The organism is Rhodococcoides fascians A44A (genome assembly GCF_000760735.1).
Classification (GTDB): Bacteria; Actinomycetota; Actinomycetes; order Mycobacteriales; family Mycobacteriaceae; genus Rhodococcoides; species Rhodococcoides fascians_E.
In genome coordinates, this window is record NZ_JMEX01000005.1 from 65,298 (window position 1) to 91,151 (window position 25,854).

At 64.0% G+C, this 25,854-nt stretch carries 24 protein-coding genes and 1 pseudogene; 17 read left to right on the forward strand and 8 right to left on the reverse strand.

The features are described 5' to 3' along the window. The first annotated feature begins 19 nt into the window (after nucleotides 1-19). Nucleotides 20-802, forward strand: a complete 783-nt coding sequence (locus BH95_RS04255; RefSeq protein WP_033188750.1) for an IclR family transcriptional regulator — start codon at nucleotides 20-22, stop codon at nucleotides 800-802. On the opposite strand, the gene BH95_RS04260 is transcribed toward BH95_RS04255, so the two are convergent. From BH95_RS04260 to BH95_RS04280, 5 genes are all read right to left on the reverse strand, one after another. After that, nucleotides 790-1,779 (reverse strand): 2-hydroxyacid dehydrogenase, encoded by a 990-nt coding sequence (locus BH95_RS04260; RefSeq protein ID WP_019667754.1) that lies wholly within the window; start codon nucleotides 1,777-1,779, stop codon nucleotides 790-792. The two genes, BH95_RS04255 and BH95_RS04260, sit on opposite strands and share 13 nt — an antisense overlap. Next, the gene (locus BH95_RS04265; RefSeq protein WP_019667753.1) at nucleotides 1,776-2,729 is read right to left on the reverse strand and encodes a hypothetical protein; all 954 of its coding nucleotides are present in this window, start codon (nucleotides 2,727-2,729) and stop codon (nucleotides 1,776-1,778) included. The genes BH95_RS04260 and BH95_RS04265 overlap by 4 nt, the downstream gene beginning before the upstream one ends. Then, nucleotides 2,729-3,934 (reverse strand): CaiB/BaiF CoA transferase family protein, encoded by a 1,206-nt coding sequence (locus BH95_RS04270; protein ID WP_037139233.1) that lies wholly within the window; start codon nucleotides 3,932-3,934, stop codon nucleotides 2,729-2,731. The genes BH95_RS04265 and BH95_RS04270 overlap by 1 nt, the downstream gene beginning before the upstream one ends. A gap of 68 nt (nucleotides 3,935-4,002) precedes the next feature. Continuing rightward, the gene (locus tag BH95_RS04275) at nucleotides 4,003-5,463 is read right to left on the reverse strand and encodes a GntP family permease (protein ID WP_037181188.1); all 1,461 of its coding nucleotides are present in this window, start codon (nucleotides 5,461-5,463) and stop codon (nucleotides 4,003-4,005) included. Nucleotides 5,464-5,727: 264 nt separating this feature from the next. Beyond that, nucleotides 5,728-6,225, reverse strand: coding sequence for an MFS transporter (locus BH95_RS04280; protein ID WP_080737954.1), 498 nt, complete (start codon nucleotides 6,223-6,225; stop codon nucleotides 5,728-5,730). On the opposite strand from BH95_RS04280, the pseudogene BH95_RS28695 reads away from it, so the two are divergent. Next, nucleotides 6,209-6,307 (forward strand): annotated as a pseudogene (locus BH95_RS28695) (GTP-binding protein); the annotation flags it as partial. The gene BH95_RS04280 and the pseudogene BH95_RS28695 overlap by 17 nt on opposite strands. Nucleotides 6,308-6,377: 70 nt before the next feature. On the opposite strand, the gene BH95_RS04285 reads toward BH95_RS28695, so the two are convergent. After that, nucleotides 6,378-7,925: an acyl-CoA synthetase gene (locus BH95_RS04285; protein ID WP_037181193.1), complete on the reverse strand. Its 1,548-nt coding sequence runs from the start codon at nucleotides 7,923-7,925 to the stop codon at nucleotides 6,378-6,380. 207 nt (nucleotides 7,926-8,132) lie between these two features. Between BH95_RS04285 and BH95_RS04290 the strand changes: the two genes are divergently transcribed. The 14 genes from BH95_RS04290 (at nucleotide 8,133) to BH95_RS04355 (ending at nucleotide 22,177) form a co-directional block, all read left to right on the forward strand. Continuing rightward, nucleotides 8,133-9,530, forward strand: coding sequence for a 4-hydroxyphenylacetate 3-hydroxylase N-terminal domain-containing protein (locus tag BH95_RS04290; RefSeq protein WP_037181194.1), 1,398 nt, complete (start codon nucleotides 8,133-8,135; stop codon nucleotides 9,528-9,530). Nucleotides 9,531-9,559: 29 nt separating this feature from the next. Beyond that, entirely contained in the window at nucleotides 9,560-10,750 is a 1,191-nt protein-coding gene (locus BH95_RS04295; RefSeq protein ID WP_020113278.1) for a thiolase family protein, read from the forward strand. Between the two features lie 12 nt (nucleotides 10,751-10,762). Further along, nucleotides 10,763-11,593, forward strand: coding sequence for an SDR family oxidoreductase (locus BH95_RS04300; protein ID WP_033188746.1), 831 nt, complete (start codon nucleotides 10,763-10,765; stop codon nucleotides 11,591-11,593). 103 nt (nucleotides 11,594-11,696) lie between these two features. Beyond that, nucleotides 11,697-12,458 (forward strand): 3-hydroxyacyl-CoA dehydrogenase, encoded by a 762-nt coding sequence (locus BH95_RS04305; protein WP_037181196.1) that lies wholly within the window; start codon nucleotides 11,697-11,699, stop codon nucleotides 12,456-12,458. Beyond that, the gene (locus BH95_RS04310; protein ID WP_033188745.1) at nucleotides 12,455-13,228 is read left to right on the forward strand and encodes an enoyl-CoA hydratase/isomerase family protein; all 774 of its coding nucleotides are present in this window, start codon (nucleotides 12,455-12,457) and stop codon (nucleotides 13,226-13,228) included. Before BH95_RS04305 ends, BH95_RS04310 begins: the two co-directional genes overlap by 4 nt. A 111-nt stretch (nucleotides 13,229-13,339) precedes the next feature. Then, complete coding sequence (locus BH95_RS04315; RefSeq protein ID WP_037181198.1) at nucleotides 13,340-14,206, forward strand: TetR family transcriptional regulator; 867 nt, start codon at nucleotides 13,340-13,342, stop codon at nucleotides 14,204-14,206. A 38-nt stretch (nucleotides 14,207-14,244) separates the two neighbouring features. Further along, on the forward strand, nucleotides 14,245-15,123 hold the full coding sequence (locus BH95_RS04320; RefSeq protein WP_037181199.1) for a sulfurtransferase: 879 nt from the start codon (nucleotides 14,245-14,247) through the stop codon (nucleotides 15,121-15,123). 70 nt (nucleotides 15,124-15,193) lie between these two features. Then, nucleotides 15,194-16,807 (forward strand): ABC transporter substrate-binding protein, encoded by a 1,614-nt coding sequence (locus BH95_RS04325; RefSeq protein ID WP_037181202.1) that lies wholly within the window; start codon nucleotides 15,194-15,196, stop codon nucleotides 16,805-16,807. After that, nucleotides 16,762-17,832, forward strand: coding sequence for an ABC transporter permease (locus tag BH95_RS04330; RefSeq protein ID WP_020113284.1), 1,071 nt, complete (start codon nucleotides 16,762-16,764; stop codon nucleotides 17,830-17,832). The genes BH95_RS04325 and BH95_RS04330 overlap by 46 nt, the downstream gene beginning before the upstream one ends. After that, the gene (locus BH95_RS04335; protein ID WP_019667738.1) at nucleotides 17,825-18,646 is read left to right on the forward strand and encodes an ABC transporter permease; all 822 of its coding nucleotides are present in this window, start codon (nucleotides 17,825-17,827) and stop codon (nucleotides 18,644-18,646) included. Before BH95_RS04330 ends, BH95_RS04335 begins: the two co-directional genes overlap by 8 nt. Beyond that, nucleotides 18,643-19,554: an ABC transporter ATP-binding protein gene (locus BH95_RS04340; RefSeq protein ID WP_037181205.1), complete on the forward strand. Its 912-nt coding sequence runs from the start codon at nucleotides 18,643-18,645 to the stop codon at nucleotides 19,552-19,554. Before BH95_RS04335 ends, BH95_RS04340 begins: the two co-directional genes overlap by 4 nt. Beyond that, on the forward strand, nucleotides 19,551-20,189 hold the full coding sequence (locus BH95_RS04345; protein WP_037181207.1) for an ABC transporter ATP-binding protein: 639 nt from the start codon (nucleotides 19,551-19,553) through the stop codon (nucleotides 20,187-20,189). Before BH95_RS04340 ends, BH95_RS04345 begins: the two co-directional genes overlap by 4 nt. Before the next feature lie 168 nt (nucleotides 20,190-20,357). Continuing rightward, nucleotides 20,358-21,389 carry a Gfo/Idh/MocA family oxidoreductase gene (locus tag BH95_RS04350; protein WP_037181209.1) on the forward strand — a complete coding sequence of 344 codons (1,032 nt, stop codon included), beginning with the start codon at nucleotides 20,358-20,360 and terminating at the stop codon, nucleotides 21,387-21,389. After that, nucleotides 21,386-22,177 carry a TIM barrel protein gene (locus BH95_RS04355; protein WP_019667734.1) on the forward strand — a complete coding sequence of 264 codons (792 nt, stop codon included), beginning with the start codon at nucleotides 21,386-21,388 and terminating at the stop codon, nucleotides 22,175-22,177. Before BH95_RS04350 ends, BH95_RS04355 begins: the two co-directional genes overlap by 4 nt. 80 nt (nucleotides 22,178-22,257) lie before the next feature. On the opposite strand, the gene BH95_RS04360 is transcribed toward BH95_RS04355, so the two are convergent. Continuing rightward, nucleotides 22,258-23,622, reverse strand: a complete 1,365-nt coding sequence (locus tag BH95_RS04360) for an MFS transporter (protein WP_037139123.1) — start codon at nucleotides 23,620-23,622, stop codon at nucleotides 22,258-22,260. 180 nt (nucleotides 23,623-23,802) lie between these two features. Between BH95_RS04360 and BH95_RS04365 the strand changes: the two genes are divergently transcribed. After that, on the forward strand, nucleotides 23,803-24,414 hold the full coding sequence (locus tag BH95_RS04365; protein WP_037181212.1) for a GyrI-like domain-containing protein: 612 nt from the start codon (nucleotides 23,803-23,805) through the stop codon (nucleotides 24,412-24,414). On the opposite strand, the gene BH95_RS04370 is transcribed toward BH95_RS04365, so the two are convergent. Further along, entirely contained in the window at nucleotides 24,396-25,850 is a 1,455-nt protein-coding gene (locus BH95_RS04370) for an MATE family efflux transporter (protein WP_037181878.1), read from the reverse strand. The genes BH95_RS04365 and BH95_RS04370 overlap by 19 nt on opposite strands. Nucleotides 25,851-25,854 lie beyond the last annotated feature (4 nt).

Consider the following 25,854-nt stretch of genomic DNA (forward strand, 5'->3'; position numbering starts at 1 on the left):
ATCGGGATACATTTGAGTCGTGAGCACGGACAACTCTTCGGGATCCAAGCAGCAGCCCTTGCTCGTTCTGGGCAAGATCACCGAGATCCTCGACGCCTTCTCCTTCGATCGTCCGTCGTTGACACTGGGTGAAATCCAGCACGCCACCGGTCTTCCGACGTCGACGGTTCAGCGGCTGGTCACCAACCTGGTGCAACAGGGTTTTCTCGATCGAAGCGGCGACCGGATTCGGATCGGCGTGCGAATGTCCTACTGGGCCGCGACTGCCGCCAAGGACCTCGACGTGTTGTCCATCGTGACCCCGATCCTGAAGAACTTGCGGGACGAGACCACCGAGACGACGTGCTTTTTTCGAGCGGAACAGAACTATCGAGTGTGTGTCGCGTTGGCGGAGACGCGGCATCCCCTCCGGCGCGACATGTACGTGGGCAAGATCGCTCCGTTGAACGCGGGTTCTGCGGGGCGAGTGCTGCTTGCGTACGACGACGACTTGGCGGAAGAGATTCTGGCACAGGAACTTCAGCCGGTGACGGACCGAACGGTGACCGATACCGACATTCTTCGGGAACTGCTGCGGAAAACCAGATCCGACGGTTACGCCATCACGACGGGCGAGCGGGACACAGGAGCATCCGGATTGTCGGCCCCGGTGTTCAATTCCGCGGCCGACGTCATCGGCGCCGTGTTGATCAGTGGCCCGACGCTCCGGATGCCTCTCTCGAAATGCGAGGAGTGGGTGGATCTGCTGGTCTCGCACGCCGAGCAGATCACCCGAACTCTCGGTGGTCGCTACCCGGCGTGAGTCCACGCTTCGGGGTTGACCGGGTGCGGAGGAAGGGAACCTCCGAACATTGCGGCGGCGTTCTCGGCGCACAATCTGGCCATCTCCGATCGCACCGACACCGTCGCGCTGCCCACATGGGGGAGTAGCACAGCGTTCGGGAGCTCCGCGAGACCCGGCGCAAGTGCAGGCTCGCGTTCGAACACGTCCAGTCCTGCAGCGGCGATCGTTCGGTGTCCGAGTGCCTCCACGAGCGCGGCCTCGTCGACGACGGGTCCGCGAGCTGTGTTGATCAGAATTGCCGAGTCCTTCATCGCCTTCATCACGTCGGCGTCGACGAGGTGATGCGTCGCGTCGTTCAGCGGAACGTGAAGGGACAGAAAGTCACTTGTCGTCACCAGCTCGTCCCACGTCACGTGCTCGACGCGCCCGGCGAATTCACCGAGTTCGGCGTCGCTGACGTCTCGATCCGACGGTGGACGTGGGCAGAACTTGACCTGCATACCGAAACCGAGTGCACGCCGTGCCGTCGCGCGCGCAATCCGGCCGAAACCGGCGAGTCCGAGAACCCTCCCGGACACGTCCGTGCCGAGCATGAACTCAGGGGCCCACCCGGTGAAGCCTCCGGATCGCACGAGGCTGTCCGCCTCCACCGCGCGGCGTGCCGTCGACAGCATGAGCAGCAACGCGATGTCTGCCGTCGAGTCGGTCAGCACACCAGGGGTGTTTCCGACGGTGATGCCGCGCGCGGTTGCCGCTGCCACGTCGATGTTGTCGAATCCGACTGCGTAATTGGATATTCCGGTGAGCTTGGCCGATTCCAGCAACTCGGCGTCGAATTTGTCGCGAAGTTGGGACACGACGACCGAATACTCACCCGACGCACATCGTTCGACGAGGCCCGCGTGATCGAGCGCGAGCACCTCGACCTCACCGGCTGCAGCCAGGATGTCCATGCCGGGAGCCGGGATGGGGGTCGTGACCAGAATCTTGCTCATATGACCCACTCGAATGCGTTGGCGGATCCGGTGCCCTCGGTGCGGGTGCCGCGACTCGAGCGTGCACCCTGAACGGTCTTGGACCGCATGGGTTCACCGAGCTCGGCAAGCAGTTTCTCCGATAGTTCGACCATGGTGGCGAGTTTATCGGGGTCGAACCAGTCCGGACGAGTGGCGAAGAGGATGTCCTCGGTCGAGGTGTTTCCGCTCGCACCGGGAGCGAACGGGCAACCCCCGAGACCGCCGAGGGACCCGTCGACCAGAGTGGCACCTGCAGTGATCGCGGCGAGCGTGTTCGCAACCCCGAGGCCCCACGTGTCGTGACCGTGATAGACGATGCGTCGCTGCGGGGACTCGGCAGCAACTCGCTGAACGAGCGATGTCACCTGGGCGGGAACGGCCTGTCCGAGAGTGTCACAGATGACGATGTCGACCGATCCGGCCGTTCTGTCGTCGTTGGCGATGGACAGTACGCGATCCTCGGGAACGTGGCCGTCGAACGGGCAGGTGAACGACGTGGCGATGCACAGTTCGATCTTGCCCCCGACCGACTCGGCGATCGCGGTGGCGTCGGGCATCGCGGCGATCGAGGTCTCCGTCGAACGGCCGATGTTGGCCTGATTGTGTGCATCCGACGCCGACAGACAGTACTGAAAATTACGTGCACCGGCCGCTGCGGCCTTCTCGACGTGGCGCGGCGTGGCGACCCACACCCAGCACCGCTCGAGCTCTTCCGGTGTCAGTTCGCCGATCAGCTCGAGTGTTCCCGCCATCGGGGGAACCTTGTCCGGTCTGGCGAGCGAGCCCAACTCGATCTCGGGCACACCGAGAGCGATGAGCTGTCGGGTGATGTCGAGCTTGCGTTCGACGGAGAGCAACTTGCCCGTCAGCTGGAGTCCGTCGCGCAACGTGACGTCGCGCAAGTGCGCTGTGGGAGTGAACGTGTACATCAGGCGCCTATCTCTTCGGATTCTCTACCCAGTAGGTTTTTCAGTACTTCTGCTGTGTGTTCGCCCAGCTCGGGGCCGACGGATCGGATCGGTAGCGACGCGTCGCCGATGACGGGAACGATGCCCACGAAACCGACGTCCGCCGGTTCACTGTCACCGGTGTCGACCTGGAAGTTCTGAATCATGTTGCGCGCGTTGTACTGCGCGTCCGCCACCACGTCGGCGGCAGTGTAGATCGGGCCGGACGGAACACCGGCAGCATCGAGGAGCTTCAGGGCGTCGTCACGAGAATGCAACCCGGTCCACGCACTGATCGCGGCGTCGAGCTCGTCGCGACGCTTCCATCTGCCGGCATTGGACTGGAGGTCGGGATCTGCGCCCAGGTCGGGTCGCTCGATGGTCTCCATGTAGCGCTGGAAGATCGCATCGCCGTTACCCGCGATGATGATGGAGTGACCGTCGTTGCACGGGTAGGCGTTCGACGGTGCGATGCCCTCCATGCGGCCTCCGACGCGTTCGCGTTCGACGCCGTAGGCAAGATAGTCCGGAATCAGGGATTCCATCATCGACAGGATGGATTCGTTCAGGGCCACGTCGATGGACCGTTGTGTCAGAGACAGAGTGGATTTCGCGGTCTGCCGTTGGAACAGGGCCATGACGCATCCGAACGCCGCGTAGAGACCTGCGATCGAATCGCCGATCGAGACTCCGACGCGCACCGGTGGTCGGTCGGGATCGCCGACGAGGTTGCGGAAACCCCCGTATGCCTCGGCAACTGCGGCGAATCCGGGACGCTCGGACATGGGTCCGGTCTGTCCGAATGCGGAGATCCTGGTGATGATGAGGTCGGGATTCTTGCGGCTGAGAACTTCCGGCGAGATTCCCCATTTTTCGAGCGTCCCTGGGCGGAAGTTCTCCAGAACGATGTCGCATTTCTCGGCGAGGTCGATGACGTCCTGCCGGCCCTGGTCGGTTCGAAGATCGAGAACGATGGACTTCTTGTTGCGATTGATCGTGCGGTAGAGCATCGAGGTGGTGCCGGAGTACAGACGCCAGTTGCGGAGTTCGTCGCCGGTGCCCGGTCGCTCGACCTTGATCACCTCGGCGCCGAAATCGGCCAGCATACGGGCAGCAGTCGGTGCGGCGATGTAGTTACCGAGCTCGAGTACCCGTACTCCGCTCAGTGGTAAGGCTTGGTCGGTCATGGTGTTCCTTTCGGTACTCGGCACTGCATTCTGGTCGTGTGCACGGTCCGTGCGGCTCGAGTCGGGTGTCACAGTACGAGGCTCATCGGCATGATCAGCAGGATGGCGATCACGGAGGCGACGGACACGCCGACCGAGCACGTCTTGAGCGTTCCGCGGGTGGTCTGGCCCATCAGTGACTGCAGTAGCCAGAAGGTGTTGCTCGTGACGTGAACCGCGAACAGTGAACCGGCGCCTGCCGCAAGAGCGATGAAGACGGGGTCTAGTCCGATCAGCGGCGCGACAGGGGCCAGGATTCCGGCCGAGGTGATGGCGGAGATCGTGACGGAGCCGACGGCGATGTGCAGTGCGGCAGCGATGACCCACACCATCAACAACGGCGCTGCGGTGCTCGCGGTGAAGTACTGCCCCAGAATCTCACCGAGTCCTGCCTCGTTGATGACTGCCGCCAACGATCCGCCGACACCGGTGAGGATGAGGATCTGCCCACTCTCGGCGAATCCTCGTGCCAACGCCTTCTCGACGCGCTTCTGCCCGACGTGGTACCGGCCGATCAGGCACGTACCGACGAGACCGAACAGCAGAGCGATGACCGGGCTCGCTACGAACTCCACGATGGGCTGGGAAAGTTCGGCGACTTCGAAGACCGCGCCGGTGGCGATCAGGAAAAGCGAGAGCAGCAACGGGGAGAGCAACACGATGAGGCGGGTCTGCTTTTCCTCACGCACCTTCTCGGCGACACCGACCGCGCCCGAGCCACCGTTTCCGGACGCACCGTCGTTCGACGTACCGCTGACGGAACCTCCTGCAGCGGGCGTTTCGCCCAGCTCGTCGTTCGTGTCCGCACCGTCGATGGGCCCGACCGTCTCGTCGATGACCGCGACCTGCTCCTCGTCCTTCTCCTCGTTCCACCAGCCGTGACGGAAGACGAACGACATGATCGCGACCGAGAGCACGACGACGGGGACGATGAGGATGAGTCCGTAGATCATCATCTTGCCGAGCGGCACACCGAGTAGGCCCGCAAGAGCCAGGGCGGCAACACCGGGAACCATGAACACGATGCCGCACTCGAGTGCGATGGCCAGCGCCGTGGCCATGCGGGCGGTGCCGTACTTACCGATCCTGGGTCCGAGGTTCCGGGCGAGTGGTGCAGAGATGACGAGCAGAACGTCCAGGAAGATGGATTGAAGTACGGTCGCGATCGTCAGCGACAACGCGTACGGCATCCGTTTCGGGCCGAAGGTGCGCAGCAGTGTGCCCACCAGCCGTTGAATGGCGTTCATCTCCTGGAGCACGGAGCCCATGAGAACGCCGAATGCAATGAGCAGGCCGACTTCGGCCATGATTTCGCCGAAACCGCCGGCAATGGTGTCGACCGTCTTCTCGACGCCCAGCTTGGTGGCGAGGCCGAGGTAGGCGGCACCGAGGACGAGCGAAACGACGGGGTTGAAACGAAAGCGCACGATGAAGATAACGACCGCCAGCACTGCTATGGCGGTGTTGATCACGATCCACATGTCGGACATCGGTTGGTCTTCCCACGAGTTGTGAGTGGCGTCATGGAGGAAACTTGGCTGTGACGCGCCACACTGTCACCCACATTATGGGCATACATTTACTTCGTGAGCAAGCTTGGATTCGGCGGAGTTTGCAACACTCCCGGGGTGCGCTGGTAAGAGTCCAGAAGTGGTGCAGATATCGGCCGTGTGGGAGAGGCCCGCCCTCGCTCGCAGGCGCCTTCGATGTGTAGGGGTTACCGGCTCACCCGTTCGGTGCCCGTTGTAGCTGTTTCAGGGGTTCGACGTGGTGCTCGATTCGGTTGAAACGTCTGCATGCTCGCGTTGCCGGACGAGAACAAGAACGACGACCGCACCGACGATGCCGAGCGCACCGGCGGTCGCGAAGGCGCTGCCGTAGTGGTCGCCCGCGACGATGACGCCGGTGACGGTCGGGACGGCGGTGAACAAAGACATGTCACGGAGGCTGACGCCTTGCGCGTCGACGAGATAGTCGGGGAACCACGTCATGAAGAAGAACAGGATGTAGTTGTAGCAGAACAGGGACAACGCGATTGCGAGCACGGAGGGCTGAACCACTGCCCGCCAGGCCGAGTGGCTCGCACCGGCAATTTCCTGCGCAGTGCGCTGCTCGGTGCCGGCGTCCTTCCTGATCAATGCGAGCTCGGCGGCGTCGACCCGTGAACTGTCGCGCGGATCGTCCGTCGATGCGAGTTTCCATGCGATCGCCCACGTGAGACCGACGAAGGCGATGACCACGACGAAACTCATCGAGCTCAGCTACGGGTGCACCTGCTGCACACTGCGGGAGGATCTCGTCGAGACCATCGGAGCGCCGGCCCTCGAGCGCAGGTCGAGGTCCTGCCGCATCGGTGAATCCTAGGGCAACGAACTTCCCGTTTTCGGGCGGTCCGATGTTGTGGTCATCCAAGTACGACGCTGTCGTACTTGCCCTTCAGGCGTCCCTTGACGAGCTTGCCCGTCGGTGTGCGCGGGAGGTCCGAAGTGAATACGATGTGACGCGGAACTTTGTACCGTGCCAACGAGTTTCGTGCCTCGCTCAGGATCGACTCGGCCAGATCGTCGGAAGATTCGACACCCGGCAACAATTGCACGACGGCGAGCACCTGCTCGCCCATTTCCGGGTCGGGTACGCCGATCACAGCAACATCGAGGATGCTCGGATGCGAGGCCAGGACGTTCTCGATCTCCTGCGGATAGATGTTCACCCCACCGGAGATGATCATGAACGTTGCACGATCGGTGAGGAACAGATAGCGATCCTCGTCGAGGTAGCCGACATCCCCTGTTGTGGACCAGTTCTCGTGCAGTGGGTGCTGTGCGCTCTTCGTCTTGGCAGGGTCGTTGTGATAGGCGAACGGCATGACGTCTCGTTCGAAATAGACGTCGCCGATTTCGCCGGGAGGCAGGACCTCGCCGTCAGGACCACAGATGCGCACTGTGCCCAGAAACCCGTCCTTACCGACCGAACCGGGCTTCTTCAGCCACTCCGCAGATGTGATGCTCGTCAATCCGGCCAGTTCGGTGGAGGAGTAGTACTCGACGAGAATCGGCCCCCACCACTCGATCATGGCGTGTTTGACGTCGACCGGGCAGGGCGCCGCTGCATGGATCGCCACCCGCAGCGTCGACAAGTCGTACTTCGCTCGGACCTCGTCGGGGAGTTTCAGCATACGAACTAACATCGTCGGCACCCACTGACTGTGCGTGACAGCGAACTTCTCGATGTAGGACAGTGCGCGCTCGGCATCGAACTTCCCCATCACGACGACCGTTCCGCCGAGAGCCTGTACCGCTGCGGCGGTGCGAAGGGGAGCAGCGTGGTAGAGAGGGGCCGGCGAGAGATAGACCGTCGACGAATCCACACTCCAGATCGTCGACGCCAACGCAGCCATCGTGTCTCCGGGTTCTTCGATCTGCCGATTCGGAAGTGACGGCTCGATCCCCTTGGGCTTGCCCGTGGTTCCGGAGGAGTACAGCATGTCCGCGCCGCGCGGCTGATCGGCCAAGGGTTCGTCCGACAGGTCGACGATCGCGTCGTCGAGGTCGTCGAACCCCGGAACCGGACCCCCGAAGGCCAAGCGGATGTCCACGCCGTCGACCAAGTCGGCAACCTTCGTGGCAGTGTCCCCGAGCGTAGCGGAGGTGATGACAGCGCGGGCTCCGCAGTCGTCGACTATGTACGCCATCTCGGCGGGGGTGAGATGACGGTTGACGGCAGTGATGTACAGACCTGACCGGAGCGCAGCCCAATACACTTCGAACACCCTGACCGTGTTGTCGCTGACGAGCGCAATGTGGTCGCCTACGCGAAGTCCGGCGTCGCGCAGATAGCGAGCAATGCGGACGGACTGGGATTCCAGTTCGGCAAACGTCACTGTCTCACCGGTTTCGGCCATGACTACAGCAGCTTTGCTCGGGTGGGTCGCAACGTGGGCCCCGGGATACATGGCATGCCTTTCGCTGAACAGAGAACGTTCGATCGATGCAACCGTATCAACGATCGGGGTCGCACTCCGCGAGTATCAAGGTCAAGGTTTGAAATTCAGACGTTGACACATAAATGCACCGCTGACAAACTAAACAGAAGTCGAACGATTGAACGGTCTGTTGTACCGTTGTAGTCGTGTGCAAGTCACTTCCGAGAGGTTCGTCAGATGGGCATTCGCACAGCACGCCAGTACCGAGAGGGGCTGCGAGACGGCCGTAACGTCGTGTACCAGGGCCAGAAGGTCGACGACGTCACGGCGTTCTCCGAGTTCGACACGGCGATCTCTCACTCGGGGCTTGCGTACGACATCGCGGAACTCGAACCCGATCTGGCCATCGCCGACGATGGACAGGGTCCATACACCGCGTTCTATCGAGTACCACGTACCGCCGAGGACATCGAGCGTCGCGGGCGGCTGATCGAAAGTGTGTGCATACTCGGCACTGGCACGATCGTCTTGAAGGAGGTCGGTAGCGACGCACTGTTCGGTCTCCTGCGGGCTCTGTCCGGGGAGGGATTGGAGAACGCCAAGGCGTTCTACGAGCATTGCTGCGCGAACGACGTCGCGATCGCGGTCGCACAGACCGACGTCAAGGGCGACCGGATGCTCGCACCACATCAGCAGGCCGATCCCGATCTGTACCTGCACATCGTCGACGAGGATGCCGACACGATCACGGTTCGTGGCGCGAAGGTGCACACCTCCTTCTCCGCGAACGCAGACGAAATCCTGGTCCTGCCCACGCGCGCAATGGGTCCCGCGGACGCGGACTATGCACTCAGCTTCGCTGTGCCGGTGGACACACCCGGGCTCACCCTGTACGTCTCGCCCTACCTGCACGGAGACAGGGACGAGTTCACCCACCCGCTCTCCTCCAAGCACAAGCTTCTGGAGAGCCTGACCGTCTTCGACGACGTTCGGGTCCCGAAGAACCGCGTGTTCCTCGCTCGGCAACCCGAACTGGCAGGTCCGCTTGCGATCGCATTCGTCGACTACCACCGGTACACCGCCATCAATTACAAGTTGCCTCTGCTCGACCTGCTCGTCGGATCGGCGACGATGGTCGCCGAGGCCAACGGAATCTCCAAGGCCGGTCACGTGAAAAGCAAGTTGACCGAGCTGATTTCGTACACAGAAACCGTTCGTGGCTTCGGCCAACTCGCCGCGATCCGGTCGACACAGGGCGACAACGGCGTTCAGCTGCCCGACCCTCTCGCTGTGAACATGGCCAAGTATCACTTCGCACATGGATTCCATGCGGCGACCGCAGCGGTTCTCGACCTCGCAGGCGGACTGGTGGCCACAGGGCCCGGCGCGGGCGACTGGGCAGACCCCGACACCCGCAAGGTCCTCGAGAAGTACTTCGCGGCAGCAGTTCCGGCCGAACAAAGACTTCGGCTGATCAATCTGATCGGCGATCTCTGCACCGGCAGCTGGGGTGGGTACCAGTCGGTACTCGCTACCCATGCAGAAGGTTCGGCCGAGGCCGAAAAGATGCAGATTGCACGGTCCTTCGACGCATCCAGAGCTCGGGGCTACGTGTCCGAGCTTCTCGGCTTCTGATATTCGATCAACTCCAGCGAGGAATTCCCATGAGCACAGCAGTCATCGTCGATGTCATCCGCACACCGTCGGGCAAGGGCAAGCCCGGCGGTTCGCTGTCATCGGTACACCCGGCCACCCTTCTCGCCGATCTGTTGGCGGAGCTGGTTCGCAAGCACGATCTCGACCCGGCTCTCGTCGACGACGTCATCGCAGGCTGCGTCACCCAGTCCGGCGAGCAGGCCGTGAACATCGCTCGTACCGCTGTTCTTGCTGCCGGATTTCCCGAATCCGTACCGGCCACCACCATCGATCGCCAGTGCGGTTCCAGCCAGCAGGCCGCAGCATTCGCAGCTCAAGGCGTCGCCGCGGGTGCGTACGACATCGTCATCGCCTGCGGTGTGGAGTCGATGAGCCGAGCTCCGATGTTCTCGAACGTCGGGGGCGCCGATCCCAACGTGGGACCGTTGAAGGCGCGATTCCCCGAGGGGCTCGTGTCACAGGGCATCGGAGCCGAACTGATCGCAGCACGGTGGAAGTTCGGTCGTGAGGAACTGGACGCGTACGCAGCCCGCTCGCATCGGCTCGCGTCGCAGGCAGCCGAGCGCCTGCAGGCAGACCAGATCGTGCCTGTCAGGACCACGGACGCATCAGGAAACGACGTATTGGTGAGCGTCGACGAGACCGTCCGATCGTCCACTACCGCAGAGTCGTTGGCATCGCTTCGTCCGGTGTTCCGCACCGACGAGATGTCCGCCCGGTTCCCGGAGATCGACTGGTCGATCACCGCCGGAAACTCCTCGCCACTGACCGACGGCGCGTCGGCGGCCCTCATCATGAGCGAGGAGAAGGCGTCGGCGCTCGGGTTGACCCCCCGCGCTCGGTTCCACAGCTTCAGCGTCGCAGGTAGTGATCCGCTCCTGATGCTGACCGGTCCGATTCCGGCAACCGAGAAGATTCTCGCCAAGTCGGGTCTGACGCTCGACCGGATCGACGCGTACGAGGTCAACGAAGCGTTCGCGCCGGTTCCGTTGCTGTGGCAGAGCCACTTCGACACCGACCCCGAGCGCTTGAACCCCGCAGGCGGCGCGATCGCGCTCGGGCATCCCCTCGGAGCGTCCGGCGGTCGACTTCTGGCCTCGATGCTGACCTACCTGGAGCACACGGGCGGTCGGTACGGCCTGCAGACCATGTGCGAAGGCGGCGGCATGGCCAACGCGACGATCATCGAACGAATCTGACGGAGGAACATCATGAGCGACCTACGCTTCGACGGACTCACCGCGGTGATGTCCGGTGGCAGCCGAGGAATCGGCTTGGCCATCGCCACACAGCTGGCGAAGGGTGGTGCCAACCTGGTCCTGCTGGCCAAGACCGACAACCCGGACCCCCGGCTTCCCGGGACCATTCACTCCGCCGTCGAACAGATCGAGGCCGCAGGCGGGAAGGCCGTCGGAGTCGTCGGAGACGTGCGCATCGACGCCGACGTTCAGCGAGCTGCCCAGACCGCGATGGACACGTTCGGCGGAATCGATTTCTGCATCAACAATGCGAGCGTGCTGAATCTCGCGAAGACAGAGGACCTGCCGCTCAAACGGTTCGACCTCATTCAGCAGGTCAACGTGCGCGGGACGTTTGCGCTGACGCAGGCGTGCCTTCCGCACCTGAAGAAGTCCGATTCCGCGCAGGTTCTGACGCTGTCTCCACCGATGAACATGTCGAACGAATGGTTGGGCAAACATCCCGGGTACATGCTCGGAAAATACGGAATGACCCTGCTTGCACTCGGTTTCGCCGCCGAGTTCGCCGAGTTCGGTATTGCAAGCAACTGCCTGTGGCCCGAGACCACGATCGCAACCGCTGCCGTCAAGAACCTGCTGGGCGGAGAAGAAGGCACTTCGCACGCGCGCGATCCGCAGATCATGGCGGATGCAGCGGCGCTGCTGCTGGCCCACCGCCCGAGCCGCCGAACGGGACGAACGACCATCGATGTCGACGTGCTGGCCGAGGCCGGAGTCACGGACCTGCAGCAGTACGGGGGAGTCGAACCACTCGACTACGACATCTTCGTCGATCCACGCTGACATCGCCGCGGTCCGACCGGACTGCTTCCCCCGCCCGTGCACGATCCGAACCAGTACTCATGACGGAACACACTCGTCGTGGACACAGAACAGGAGCTTTTCGTTGAAGACCGACAACATCACCGCATTGGTCACGGGAGGTGCGTCCGGTCTCGGACTGGCCACCACCGAGGCGCTCGTGGCTGCAGGAGCTCAAGTGGGCATCCTCGACCTGCCGGGATCACCCGGTGAGGCCGTCGCGCAAGCACACGCGGGTTCCGTCACGTTCCTTCCCGGAGACGTGACTTCGACCGAGGACGTGTCGCAGGCACTGGACGTACTGTCGGAGCAGGGACCGCTCCGAGTCGTGGTGAACTGCGCAGGCGTCGGCCCTCCCGGAAAGGTCCTCGGCAAGAACGGCCCGCTTCCCCTCGAGGACTTCGAACGTATCGTTCGGATCAACCTGTTCGGCACGTTCAACGTCATTCGCCTTGCAGCAGAGAGGATTGCGGCCACCGACAGTGTCGACGGCGAGCGCGGCGTCATCGTGAACACTGCGTCCGTGGCGGCGTTCGACGGCCAGATCGGTCAGCCTGCCTACGCGGCATCCAAGGGCGGCATCGTGTCGATGGCTCTCCCCATCGCCCGTGAGCTCGCGCGTCACCAGATCCGTGTCGCGACCATCGCACCGGGAATCTTCGACACACCTCTGCTGAAGACGCTGCCGGAAGACGCACGGGCATCTCTCGGCGCGCAGGTGCCACACCCGTCGCGGTTGGGTGACCCGGACGAGTTCGGCGCGCTCGTACGGCACATCGTCGAGAACCCGATGCTGAACGGTGAGGTCATCCGATTGGACGGCGCCATCCGTATGGCACCACGATGACCGACGCGATCGTCGACGAGCCGGTGATTTACTCGACAGACGGCGCGCTTGCTCGCATCCGTCTCTCGCGCGGCGCCGCGTCCAACTCCATCGATACGGATCTGGCCGAGGCGTTCGAACGAGCAGTCGAGAATGTCGCCGCGGACCCGTCGGTCCGCGTGGTCCTGCTGAGCGGAGACGGCAAGAACTTCTGCGCCGGTGGCGACGTACGGCAGATGGCGGCGGCGGAGGACACTCCCGGATTTCTACGCGATCTGGCCGGTGTGGTTCACCGGGCACTGGCGAAGCTCGACACGCTGCCGGTCATCGTCGTTGCTGCCGTGCAGGGTTCGGCCGCGGGTGCAGGGCTCGGCCTCGTTCTCGCTTCCGATTTCGTCGTCGCCGGGCCGTCGAGCAAGTTCGCCGCGGCGTACTCGGGCGTGGGTCTGTCTCCGGATTGCGGAGTGTCCGCGCTGCTGCCGGCGGTCGTGGGCGCACGCAATGCCGCTCGGATGTTGCTGACATCCCGCGTCGTCTCCGCCCAGGAAGCGCTCGACACGGGCCTGATCACCGACCTCGTGGACGATTCCGACATCACCACCCGCGCAGAAGAACTGGCGGCAACCCTCGTTGCCGGCGCCCATCCGGCACTCGGTGAAACACGGCGGCTGATGCGCAAGGCAATGACGTCGTCGTATCAGGAGCATCTGGACGACGAAGCCGAGACGATCGCCAGGGTCGGTACGTCCGACGATGCCCAAGGCCGTATCGGCCGTTTCGCCGGCAGATGATCGATCCGGCACGGTGCGGGGTGCCAGAACGAGGGGATCAACCGCAGAACAGGTGGACCCGGCACCGCTGTTCAGTGCTGGTGAACGGCAGTCGGTTGGTAGGCTGAACGCATGACCAGTGCAGAATCGTCGACCAGTCCCGGCGCGTATGTCGGTGCCCGGGTCAGGGACATGCGTACTCAGCAGGGGATATCCCTCCGGGAGCTGGCGCGCCGGCTGGACCTGAGCCCGGCTACCATCACGGCTCTCGAGACCGGTCGAACCACGATGAGCATCGATCGTTTGCACGCTATCGCGACTGTCCTCGACATCGCGCCCGGCGATCTGTTCACGGGCGCCCCAGCAGCGTCCGGCAGCGCGAACTCGAACGCTGCTGGAGATCGGCCCCCGAACTGGCGTGAGTACGGTGAGCTCGACATGGACGTCGTGCTGCGAGCTGCGGTGGCGTGCATCGTGCGGAAGGGATACGAGGGCTCTTCCATTCGCGACATAGCCGAGGAAGCGAGCTCGAGTGTATCCGCTCTCTACCACTATTACCCGAGTAAACAGGCAATGCTCGTAGCCATCTTCGAGCTCACGATGACCGACCTCCTACGTCGTGTTACCGCCGCCCGTGACGAGGTGGAAGGAGATTCTCCGATCAGTCGATTCGCCCGGCTGATCGAGAGCCTGACGCTCTATCACAGTTACCGCAAGGAGCTCGGATTCATCGGGTCCAGTGAAATGCGTAGTCTCGAGGACTCCAATTACTCGCGCATCGCAGCCAAACGCGTCGAGGTCCAGCGCATGGTGGATGCCGAGGTCTACGCGGGGGTGGAGCAGGGGTTGTTCGGCACCACAAGGCCGCGTGAGGCCGCACGCGCCGTCGTGGCGATGTGCGTCGCCGTGGCCCAGTGGTTCGACACCGCGCGCAACGAGCGACCGGAGGACGTCGCAGCCGCATACATCGAGTTCGCATTGGACCTGGTCAAGCACTGATCGAAAGGTCTTAGTCTCACCAACCATAGGACAGAAAGATGACTTCGCAGACATCCCGCAGTTCGGTGCTCGTCAGCGTCGAGGAACTCGGTCGTGCCGCGTCTGCGGACGGACTCGTCGTGGTTCTCGACGTGCGGTGGGCACTCGGACGAAGCGACGGCCACGAGCTGTACCGGCAGTCGCACATACCGGGCGCAGTCTACGTGGACCTGGACACCGAACTCGCCGGGAACGCGGGGCCGGAAGCAGGGCGGCACCCGTTGCCGGACATCGCCGATCTTCAGGCGTCCGCCCGTCGGTGGGGATTGGACAACGGAGACGACGTCGTCGTGTACGACGCGGGTCCGAGTACGTCGGCGGCGCGGGCGTGGTGGCTACTGAGGTGGGCCGGAATCGCGAACGTGCGGATCCTCGACGGCGGTTTCGCTGCGTGGACCCGATCGCATCGTCCAGTCGAATCGGGCGAGGCATCGGTCGAATCCGGCAACGTGACGCTGAGTGCAGGCGGCCTCACAACGGTGGACGCCGATGGCGCGGCACGGTTCGCCGAGTCGGGCCGACTTGTGGACGCACGCGCAGCCGAACGCTTTCGAGGCGAGGTCGAACCGGTGGATCCGAAGGCCGGTCACATTCCAGGCGCGAAGAATTTCCCGACCAGCGCTCTGCTGGCGGAGGACGGGACATTTCTTGCCGACGACGAGCTTCGATCGGCGCTGACCGACCACGTGGGGGACGGCACCGACGTTGCCGCTGTGTACTGCGGATCTGGAGTCACCGCCGCTCATGTGATCGCGGGCTTGAACATTCTGGGCATGGAGGCGGCCCTGTACCCGGGTTCGTGGTCCCAGTGGTCGAACGACTCGACCCGATCTGTCGCGATCGGACCGGCGTCGGCCGCCGAATTGCGTCGCGAGTGAGTGCACCGCCGACGCGCATTTTCATCTGAACGTTTGTACATTTGAACTTCCGTACGAACGAAGAAGGTAGATGAACACACGTTTCGGACATCGCTGCGCCGCGGGAGCGGTCTGCATCCTCGCGCTCGCGTCCTGCGGTGCGCCCACCGGTTCGACAAATGTGTCGTCCGAGGGGGGCATCGTCCTCGCCGACGGGCATCAACTCGGTGGCTACAACCCGATCGCGGGTTACGGCTCCGCAGGCGAGGCCAAGATGTACGACGGGCTCCTACGCCTGGATGGCACACCAGGTCTCCCTGGGTTCACACCTGCTCTCGCCACCGAGATCCCTACAGCCAACGCGGATGCGACGGTGTGGACGGTGCCGCTGCGCGGCGGCGTCACGTTCTCCGACGGCTCGGAATTCGATGCCGCCGACGTGGTGGCAACCTACCGTGCGATCCTCGACCCGGCATCGGCTTCGGAAGCGCGGTCGTCGTTCGACATGATCAGCGACGTCGTTGCGGTGGACGACAGTACGGTCGAGTTCCGTCTCGCCTATCCGTACTCGGCGCTGCCCACGAAACTGCTGATCGGCATAGTTCCCTCGGAATCGGTGGCCACGCCGGGGCTTGCTGCGGAATCGAGCCTCAACACCGCGCCGATCGGCACCGGACCCTACACTCTCGTCGGCCTGACACCGGACCGCGCGATATTCGAGGCGAACGAGAAGTACTTCGGTGGCGCGCCCGAGGTGAAGAAATTGACCCTGCTGTACGTGCCGGACGACAACACGCGCGCCCAACGCATGGCGGCCGGGGAGATCGACGGTACGAACCTTCCTCCGCTGCTCGCCGAGTCGATCGGCGTGCGCGACGGAATGTCGCTGGCGTCCAACACTTCCGCGGACTGGCGCGGGGTGTCCCTCCCGACGGACAACCCGGTGGCGGGGGACGAGGCCGTGCGGATGGCGTTGAACCTCGCGGTGAATCGGCAATCGATGGTCGACGGCATCCTGGGTGGGTTCGGGCGGCCGGCGGCTACGCCGATCCCGGAGGTCTACGGTGACGCGTACGAACCGTCGGCGGTGTTCTCGTACGACCCCGGGAGTGCGGCGCGTGTCCTCGACGGCGCGGGGTGGCGGCTCGGCGCGGACGGGGTGCGCGCCAGGAACGGCACCCGCGCGGCGTTCACCGTCATGTACAACTCGACGGACACAGTACGTCGAGACCTTGCTCAGGCCTTCGCGTCCGACGCATCGGCGGTCGGTATCGACGTGAGTCTGGAGGCGTTGTCCTGGGACCGGATCGATACCAGGATTTCGTACGACGGGACACTCCTCGGCGGTGGTTCCGAACCGTACGACCCGGACACGCAGGCATACAACGCGTTGAACTCCGTGTTTCTTCGCCCCGATGTCGGCAGCGTGTACGACAACGCGAGCGATTACTCGAACGCGAACGTCGATGCTGCGTTGGAGCGGGGGCGTCGAAGTCTGGACACCGCGGAGCGTGACCGTGCCTACCGCGACATGCAGCGAGCCTACGTCGAGGATCCGGGGTACGTGTACTTGGTGTTTCTCGATCACACCTACGTCGCGAAGGACTCGGACTGGACAGTGTCGGGCCCGATTCTGGAGCCGCACTCTCACGGCGTCACGTGGGGACCATGGTGGTCCTTGCAGACCTGGACGACAACACCGTGACCTCCACACTGCTTCGGCGACGGGTGACGGCTCGGCGGGATCGCCACGCCCGACGGCGTTCGATCGTCGCCATGGTGCGTAGGCGACTGCTGTTCGTGGTGCCGGTCTGCGTGGCCGTCTCGGTCGGGCTGTTCGCGGCTGCGGCGGCGTCGCCGTTCGATCCTCTCGTGGCATACCTGGGTGTGCGGTACACCACGACATCGGAGGCGGACAAGGCTGTTCTCACCGAACAACTCGGTCTGGACCGTTCGTGGTACGACGCGTACGGACAATGGGTACAGGGCGTGTTCACCGGCGATCTGGGAACGTCGAGATCGTTCGGACAACCAGTGACTCAGGTGGTGGTGGAGCGCGTCCCGTGGACTCTGCTGCTCGCAGGACTCGGTCTGCTGCTTGCCGCGACCCTTGCGCTGGTGCTCGGGGTCCTTGCCGGTAGTCGTCGCGGAGGATGGCTCGACCGCGTGACGACCGGAGTCTGCCTAGCTGTGCAAGGAGTGCCGCCGTACGTGCTGTCTCTCGGCGCGATCGCGCTGTTCGCGCTCGGACTGGGATGGCTACCGGTAGCAGGACTCACCGAGGCGGGTGCCGACCCGACTCCTGTCGGAGTGCTCGAACACCTCGCGCTTCCGGTGTCGGTGCTCGCCCTGTCACAGCTACCGTGGTTGCTGCTGGCGGTGCGCGAATCGGTATCGACCTCTCGTGGTGAGGACTTCGTGGCGGGCGCTGTCGCGCGAGGAATTCCGGGCCGGACGGTCACGACTCGACATATCGTCCCGGCCTCGCTCGCCCCGTTCGTCAACGTCGTGGGAGCCCGATTACCGGAGCTCGTCGTCGGAGCCGTACTCGTCGAGGAAGTGTTCTCGTGGCCCGGCATCGCAGGCGCCCTCGTTCAGTCCGCGCGGGATCTCGACATGGCGTTGCTGGCCGTTCTGACGGTCGGTACGACCGTTGCGGTCATGCTCGGCTCCCTGATCGCCGACGTGTCCGCAGCCGTGTTGGATCCCCGGGTGAACACCGATGGCTAGGCGACGCTCGGTCGTCGCTGTCGCCGTTCTCTCGCTCCTCGCGCTGTACGCCGTCGGCGTTCCCTGGTTGTCCGGCGTCGACGATCGCATCACCGATTTCGAGCAAGCAAGGTTGGCGCCATCGTTCTCGCACTGGTTCGGTACCGATTCGGCAGGCCGAGATCTGTTCGTACGCAGCGCAAGCGCGATACGGACGTCCCTCCTGATCGCCGCGTCGTGCGCGGTGCTCGCCACGCTGATCGGGACCGCCGTCGGTGCAGCGGCCGGACTCCGTGGTGGCTGGTTCGACCGGGTCGTCATGCGGGGCACCGACGCCGTCAATGCGCTCCCGCATCTGCTGCTCGGTATCGTCATCGTCGCGATGTTCCGAGGCAGTGCGACCGCGGTGATGCTGTCGATCGCACTCACACATTGGACGCAGGTCGCTCGCATCGTTCGATCGGAGATACTCGGACTGAGGGGCAGGCCCTACATCGACGCCGCCATCCTCGCCGGCGCGAGTCGACGTCACGTCACAGTGCGGCATCTGCTGCCTGCGGTGATGCCGCAAGCCCTGATCGCTGTCGTACTCCTGTTGCCTCACGCGATCTGGCACGAGTCGACGTTGTCGTTCCTGGGCTTCGGACTTCCACCGCACCAGCCGAGCCTCGGAACTCTGTTGTCCGAAGCGAGAAGCTCGTTGCTCCTCGGAGGATGGTGGACACTGGTGTTTCCGGCGGGAATTCTCGTGCTCGCAACGGTGTCCGTGGCGCTGGCGGGCTCGGCCTTGCGCTCGTCGATCGCACCACCCGTGCCATCGGAGCTGCGGTTGTGAGCGCTCTGACGATCGAGAATCTGACCGTCAGGATTCCGGTGCGCGGCGGTGGCGTCGTGCACGCAGCCAGCAACGTGGACCTCTCGGTCGAACGGGGTACCATCACGGCGCTTGTCGGCGAATCCGGCTGTGGCAAATCGATTCTCGCGTCTGCCGTGATGTCGATGCTCCCGAGGGAATCGTCGGTGACGGGCTCGATTTCGGTCAGGACCGACACCCGGACGGTCGACGTGTTCACCGACAAGTCCTTCCGCGGACGGGACGTGGCACTGATTCCGCAGTCGGCTTCGTCCTACCTGACCCCGGTACGGACAGCGCGCTCACAACTGAACGAAACGATTCGGGTGCTCGGGTCCACCCACACCGCGGACGACTTGGCCCTTCGAGTCGGGTTGGACCCGGCGGCGCTGGACTGCCATCCACACGAGTTGTCCGGGGGCATGGCGCAACGGGTCGCGATTGCCGGGGCGCTCGTCGGGGATCCCTCGGTGATCGTCGCCGACGAACCGACGGCCAACCTCGACACCGAACTCGCCGATCGCGTGCTGGCACTGCTGCGTCGGTCGGCGGACAACGGTGCCGCCGTCCTGCTCATCACCCACGACCTGTCGTCCCTCCTCAGATCGTCCGTCGCCGATCGAGTCGCCGTCATGTACGCGTCGCGCATCATGGAAACGGGTCCAGCTCGGTCCGTGCTCGACGATCCGTTGCACGACTACACCCGCGACCTCCTGAACGCCCTGCCGTCCCGTGGCCTGAACCCGATGCCGGGAATACCGCCGCAGCTGACCGACCTGCCCGACGAGTGCGTGTACCACCTCCGACGACCGGACACGATGTTCTCGGGTGGACCGACGGAGCTGATCACCGTCGGGGCCAGGTCCTACAGAACGAAGGCGACATCATGAGCCTCGACGCATCGCGTATCACAGCCGCGTACCCAGGCACGAACGATGTACTCGTCCGGCAGTCCTTGTCGGTGCCTGCCGGCGAACTCGTCGGTCTCGCGGGACCGTCCGGTTCCGGCAAATCCACCATGGCTCGAGTCCTCGCGCTACTTCTCGCGCCGCGCGAAGGTGTCGTCCGCATCGACGGCGTGGACGTGAGCGGGGTGGGGTTCTCTGTTCCACCCGATGTGCGGCGGAAGGTTGCGCTGCTCTTCCAATCTCCGCGATCGGCGACCGATCCACGCATGACGTTGCGGTCGATCATCGAGCAACCCGCTGTGATCGCGCGTCGTGCCGCGGATGTCGACGAGCTCGCCGACAGCGTCGGATTGACCACCGACCTCCTGGCCAGGCGGCCTCACCAGGTCAGCGACGGTCAACTTCAACGTGCTTGCGTGGCAAGAGCTCTCGCGCAGAAACCGAAGTATCTGATCTGCGACGAGGCCACGGCCATGCTCGATGCAGCGACGACCGCTGCGATCGTCCGCTTGATCCAAGGGAATGCGGACGCGGCCGGCATGGGTGTGTTGATGATCAGTCACGACGTCGAACTCCTGTCTGCGATCGGCGCCGACACCACGTTCATCGGGAGCTGAAGACGAAGTGGCCCGAGGATTGTGATTCGCCGGCAACCAGAGCTGCCGGGAAGGTGGTAGCGCTTTAGAGCACTCTCGGACGCCACGTGGTTGACCGTCGACCGGTGTAGCCCTACTCTGCACTGGGACGTACTACTAGTACGTACTAGTCGTCAGAGCGGAAGAACGATGTCCACGAAGAATCCAGTTCGACTGGCCCTGATCGGTGCCGGACGAATCGGCTCCAGCCACGCCGAACTCATCGCCCGCCACGTCCCCGGAGCCGAGCTCGTCGCCATTGCGGACCCGACGCCGAGCGGTGAACGGCTGGCCGATCTACTCGGCGTCGACATCGCGGAGACATCCGCAGCGGCGATCCTCGCGCGCGCCGACGTCGACGCAATTGTCATCACCACGCCGGCCAGGACGCATACAGAGCTCGTGGTCGCGGCCGCCGAAGCCGGCAAACACGTCTTCGTCGAGAAGCCGATGGCCATCACGCTGGCCGACGCCGATCGAGCGATCGCCGCTGCCGGCGCTGCGAACGTGGTGCTGCAGGTCGGGTTCAATCGCCGCTTCGCGGCCGGCTGGATCGCTGCTCGCGCCGCAATCGACTCCGGACGAGTCGGCACCCCTCAGCTTCTGAGGTCGGTCACCCGCGATCCAGGTCCGTTCACAGCCGATCCGGCACGAATACCGCCCGGAACGATCTTCCTCGAGACACTCATCCACGATTTCGACGCACTGGCGTTCCTCAATCCGGGCGCGAGCCCCACGCGCGTGACCGCAATCGCCGATGCGCTGATCCGTCCCGACGCGAAAGCCGACGGCCACCTCGACACTGCCGTCGTCACCGTCGAATTCGACAACGGCGCAATTGCTGTTGCCGAGGCCAACTTCAGTGCGCTGTACGGGTACGACGTACGCGCCGAAGTGTTCGGATCGGGCGGCATGGTCACCGCAGGCAACGTACGGTCGAGCGACATGACCTACTACGGTCCGGGCGGAATCGGAGTCGACACTGCCCGTCGCGACACCGATCTGCTGCGCGACGCGTACCTGGGTGAGTTCGTCGCATTCGTGAATGCGATCCGTGAGGGAACCGATGCGCCGGTGACCGGTCAGGACGCGCGCACAGCACTGACCGTCGCACTCGCGGCCATGGAGAGCGCAGCCACCGCACGCTCCGTGGACATCGACGCAACCGGGTTCGACGCATGATCGGCGGGGTCGACCTTGCCGCGTGCGCGGAGATGCTCTATCTCGATCTGCCGATGCTCGAACGAGTTCGGCGCATATCCGACCGTGGCCTGCTGGTGGAAATCTGGGACTGGTCGAACAAGGACATCGATGCTCTCGCCTCGTCCGGGGCCGAATTCTCCTCCATGACAGGCTATCTCGCCGGGAACCTGACCGAACCCGACGGTATCGCGGAGATACTCGCGTCCGCCGCGCGGTCCCTGGACGTTGCCGACCGTCTCGCATGCCCTCGGCTGAATCTGCACGGTACCGGCCTCGGCGAGGGCGGTCTGCCACTACGGCCCGTACAGGTGGTCACACCGACGATGTGGCTCACGGCTGCCGACACGTTGCGCACGCTCGCGGAGTTGGGGGAGAAGGCAGGCCGCACGTTCGTGCTCGAAAATCTCAACGTCGCCGTCGATCATCCCGGCACACCGTTCGCATCCGCCGCGGACACCCTGTCCCTGGTGCGCGCTGTCGACCATCCCCACCTTCGTCTGAATCTCGACCTCTACCACGCTCAGATCGGGGAGGGGAATCTGATCGAGTCGGTCACGGAAGCTCTGCCGTACATCGGTGAGATCCAAGTCGCGGACGTGCCCGGCAGGTGTGAGCCCGGTACCGGAGAGATCAACTACGCCGCAATTGCGTCCGCGCTGAAACGCATCGGCTACACCGGGGTCGTGGGGCTCGAGGCATGGGCGTCCGCAGACTCCGACGATGCTCTCGACGCGTTCGAGACAGCCTTTGCCGCAGCCAGGCGTTGACCTGGGACGACACAGACACGGACAAGGCCCGGGGACACCGTCGGTGGCGTCCCCGGGCAGTCGACCCGCTACGTGGGGGGTCAGGTCATGTCCACAGCCTTCGTCTCTACGAGGGCCTTGGTGCAGGCGAGGCTGAGAACGGACAGCAGTGCAAGCATCACGCCGACGGCGATACTGCCGAACTGCGCGGTCAACGGGGCCGCAAGCAGAGGAGGAATCGCGCCACCCAGTACACCCGCCAGGTTGTACCCGAGTCCCGCTCCGGTGTACCTGAACCTGGTCTGAAACAGCTCGGGAAGCAGGGCGCCCGTGGGACCGTACGCAATACCGAAAATGGACAGGGTCACACACATCGCAAACACGTACGCACCGGGGTTGCCGGTATCGAGCAGCGGAAACAGGACGAGTGTCCACGGAATCGCCACCGAGCAGGACGCCATGATGACGCGGCGACGGCCGACACGGTCGGAGTACACCGCGGACAGCCCGATTGCGATGCCGAACACCACGGCCCCGAGGATTCCGGTCCACAGTACGAACGGCCGGTCGAATCCCAGAGTCTTGGTCCCGTAACTGGTCAGATATGCGGTGCCCATGTAGAAGAGGGAGAACAGCGATGCCAGTGCACCTGCGGCGAGCAGGACCTCGCGCTTCTGCACGTGCCACGCGTCGAGCACGGGGAGCTTCGTCGCGCGGGCCTGTACCTTCTCTTCCTCTGCCTGGTTCGCACGGAAGATCGGTGTCTCCTCGATCGCCAGCCTCATGTAGAGACCGATCAACACCAGCACCGCGCTGAGAAGGAACGGAATTCGCCAGCCGTAGTCGAGGAAGACCTCGTTGGTGTCACCGAACACCGCCCCGGTGATGAGGAACGTCCCACTCGAGAGAATGAACGCCGCCGACGGGCCGAGCTGCGGAAACATACCGTAGAAGCCACGTTTCTTCGCAGGCGCGTACTCGGCGGTCAACAGCGTTGCGCCCGCCCATTCACCACCCACTGCGAACCCCTGTCCGAACCGAAGAACGACCAGGATGATCGGCGCCGCAACACCGATCGTGGCAGCACCGGGCAGAAGTCCGATCACGAAGGTGGAGATTCCCATGAGGAGGAGCGTGGAGATCAACGTCTTCTTACGGCCGATCCGGTCACCGAAGTGGCCGAAGAGCACTGCGCCCGCCGGACGCGCGATGAAGGCGACCGCGAACGTCGCGAACGATGCGACCGTTCCTGCCGTCGAGCCGAGAGCAGGAAAGAACACCGTCGGAAAGACAAGTGCGGCGGCGGTTCCGTAGATGAAGAAGTCGTAGAACTCGATGGTCGTGCCGATGCCGCTCGCGACCGCGACCTTGCGAACACTCGTCGTCGGTACCGGATGCGGTGCGGACGACGGTGTCGCGTCGGGGGTTCGACGGGTGACCGCGTCGTCGGGTGTCAGTGATGTCATGTCTCTCCAGGAATCGGCGCCGAAAGGGTGGTCGGTTCAGGATCGAGACGTTATGTGACGCGCGCCATAGTCGACTACCCCCGCATGGGGGTATCCGGTCCACCGAGAAGATCGCACGCGAGGGACCCCTGGCGGTACGGTGATCCCCTGGCCACCTGAACGGCGCGAGGGGAGCAGGCGATGAAGGTCGACTTCAAGAAGACGATCCCGACCTACTCCGCGCGGCAGGGGCGCTTCGACGTCGTGGAGGTCCCGCCCCTGCAGTACATCGCGATCGACGGTTCCGGTGATCCCAACACCGCCCCGGAGTACCGAGAGGCGCTCCAAGCGTTGTTCCCCGTCGCCTACGCCATCAAATTCGCGAGCAAGAACGAGCTCGGGCGCGACTACGTCGTCATGCCGCTCGAAGCGCTCTGGTGGGCACCGAACATGAACTCCTTCACCACCGCCCGAGACAAGGCGCAGTGGAAGTGGACGGCGATGATCTTGATCCCCGACTGGATCGACGACGAAAAAGTTTCTGCCGCACAAGATTCCGTCGATCGAACAGGTAACCCAGTGGGTCTTCGGCGAATCCGAACCATGACGCTGGACGAAGGCCGGTGCGTGCAGACACTGCACGTCGGCCCGTACGACGACGAGGCAGCAATCCTGGCGACGATGCACGACGACGTCATCCCACGAACCGGTGCGTCGATGACGGGGAAGCATCACGAGATATACCTGAGCGATGCACGACGGGTCGAACCGTCCAGGCTCAGAACGATTCTGCGTCAGCCCATCTCTCCCTGACCGGCACCGAGTACGGCATCGGCCGGTTCGGCATCACCCTTGTCCAGGCCTCGTGCGATGGCGGTTCGCGAGGCGAGCCACAAAGCGACGCCCGCGACGAGCACGAGACCTTCACTGACGGTCAGCGCCCAGATGATGCCGTTCAGCCCGAACCAGAGGTTGCCGAGAACGACGATGGGGACGAACGCAAGACCCTGCGTCATCGACATGATCGTCGCCGGAAGTACGCGACCGGTTGCCTGGAACAGTGTAGTGACCAGTCCCGCGGCACCGTTGAAGATCATCGACACCAACTGAGCCGTGATCACGACACCGCCGAGGGCGAGCAGCGAGGTGTCTGCGACGAACGCTGCGAACACCTGCTCGCGGAACACGAACACCGCAGCGGAGAAGACCAGCGCGATGACGCCGACGGCCACACCGGCACCCCGCACCGATGCATACAGTCGCCGCGCATCACCCTTGCCGTAGGCGTAGGCGAGCAGCGGCAGGCAACCGAGCGTGACACCCATGATGAGAAATTCAGGCACCTGCGCAATGCGTACCGCTACACCCATGGCCGCGAGCGGTCCGTCACCGTACGCAGCGGCGAGGTTGTTCAGAACCAACGAGGTGACCACCAGGAAACCTGCCTGAGTCAGCTCACCGACGCCGATTCCGAACACCGGCCCGGTGATCGACCGCGTCAGCCTCACATGCCTCGGCGCGAGGCTGACGTGTTCACTGTGCCGTGACAGCCACGTCACGAAGTACACGGCGGTGACAACGTTCGCGAGGCCGACCGACAGTGCCGCACCGGCGACACCGAAGTGCAGTACGAGAATGAACAGCACGTCGAACACCACGTTCGCGACGGTCGACAGGATCAGACCGGTCATCACCTGCCGCGTCGCGCCCTCTGCTCGCACCAGCTGCTCGAGGCAGAAGGACGTCGTCAGCACCGGAACGAACACCAGCAGCACCACCACGAACGCCGTCGTGGCATGGACCTCGTTGCTCTGCGCGCCGAGCATCGCAACGAGTGGATCGACGAAAACGACTCCGGCGGCACCGATCACGCCACCCACCGCGGCAGCTCCCCACACCGAGAACGAGGCCACGTGCTTGATCTCTCCGGCCTTCGACGGATCGGCCTCGGACCCTCCGAGCAGCCGTGAGATCAACGCGCTACCGCCGGTGCCGAACACTCCGCCCACGGCCATCACGATTCCCAGAACCGGTGAACCGAGGGTGACGGCAGCGAGGAGTGTGGCGTCGTGGAGCGAACCGATGAACCCTGCGTTGACCACGTTGTAGACCGCGGTCACGATCAGCGCGGCGGCCATCGGAATACACAAGTGCACGAGCGCACGAAAAATCGGTGCGGACGACAGATACCACCGGTTCGAACCTTCGGTCTCGGTGACGTTCTCGGTAGAGGCGGTGGACGTATTCATGGCA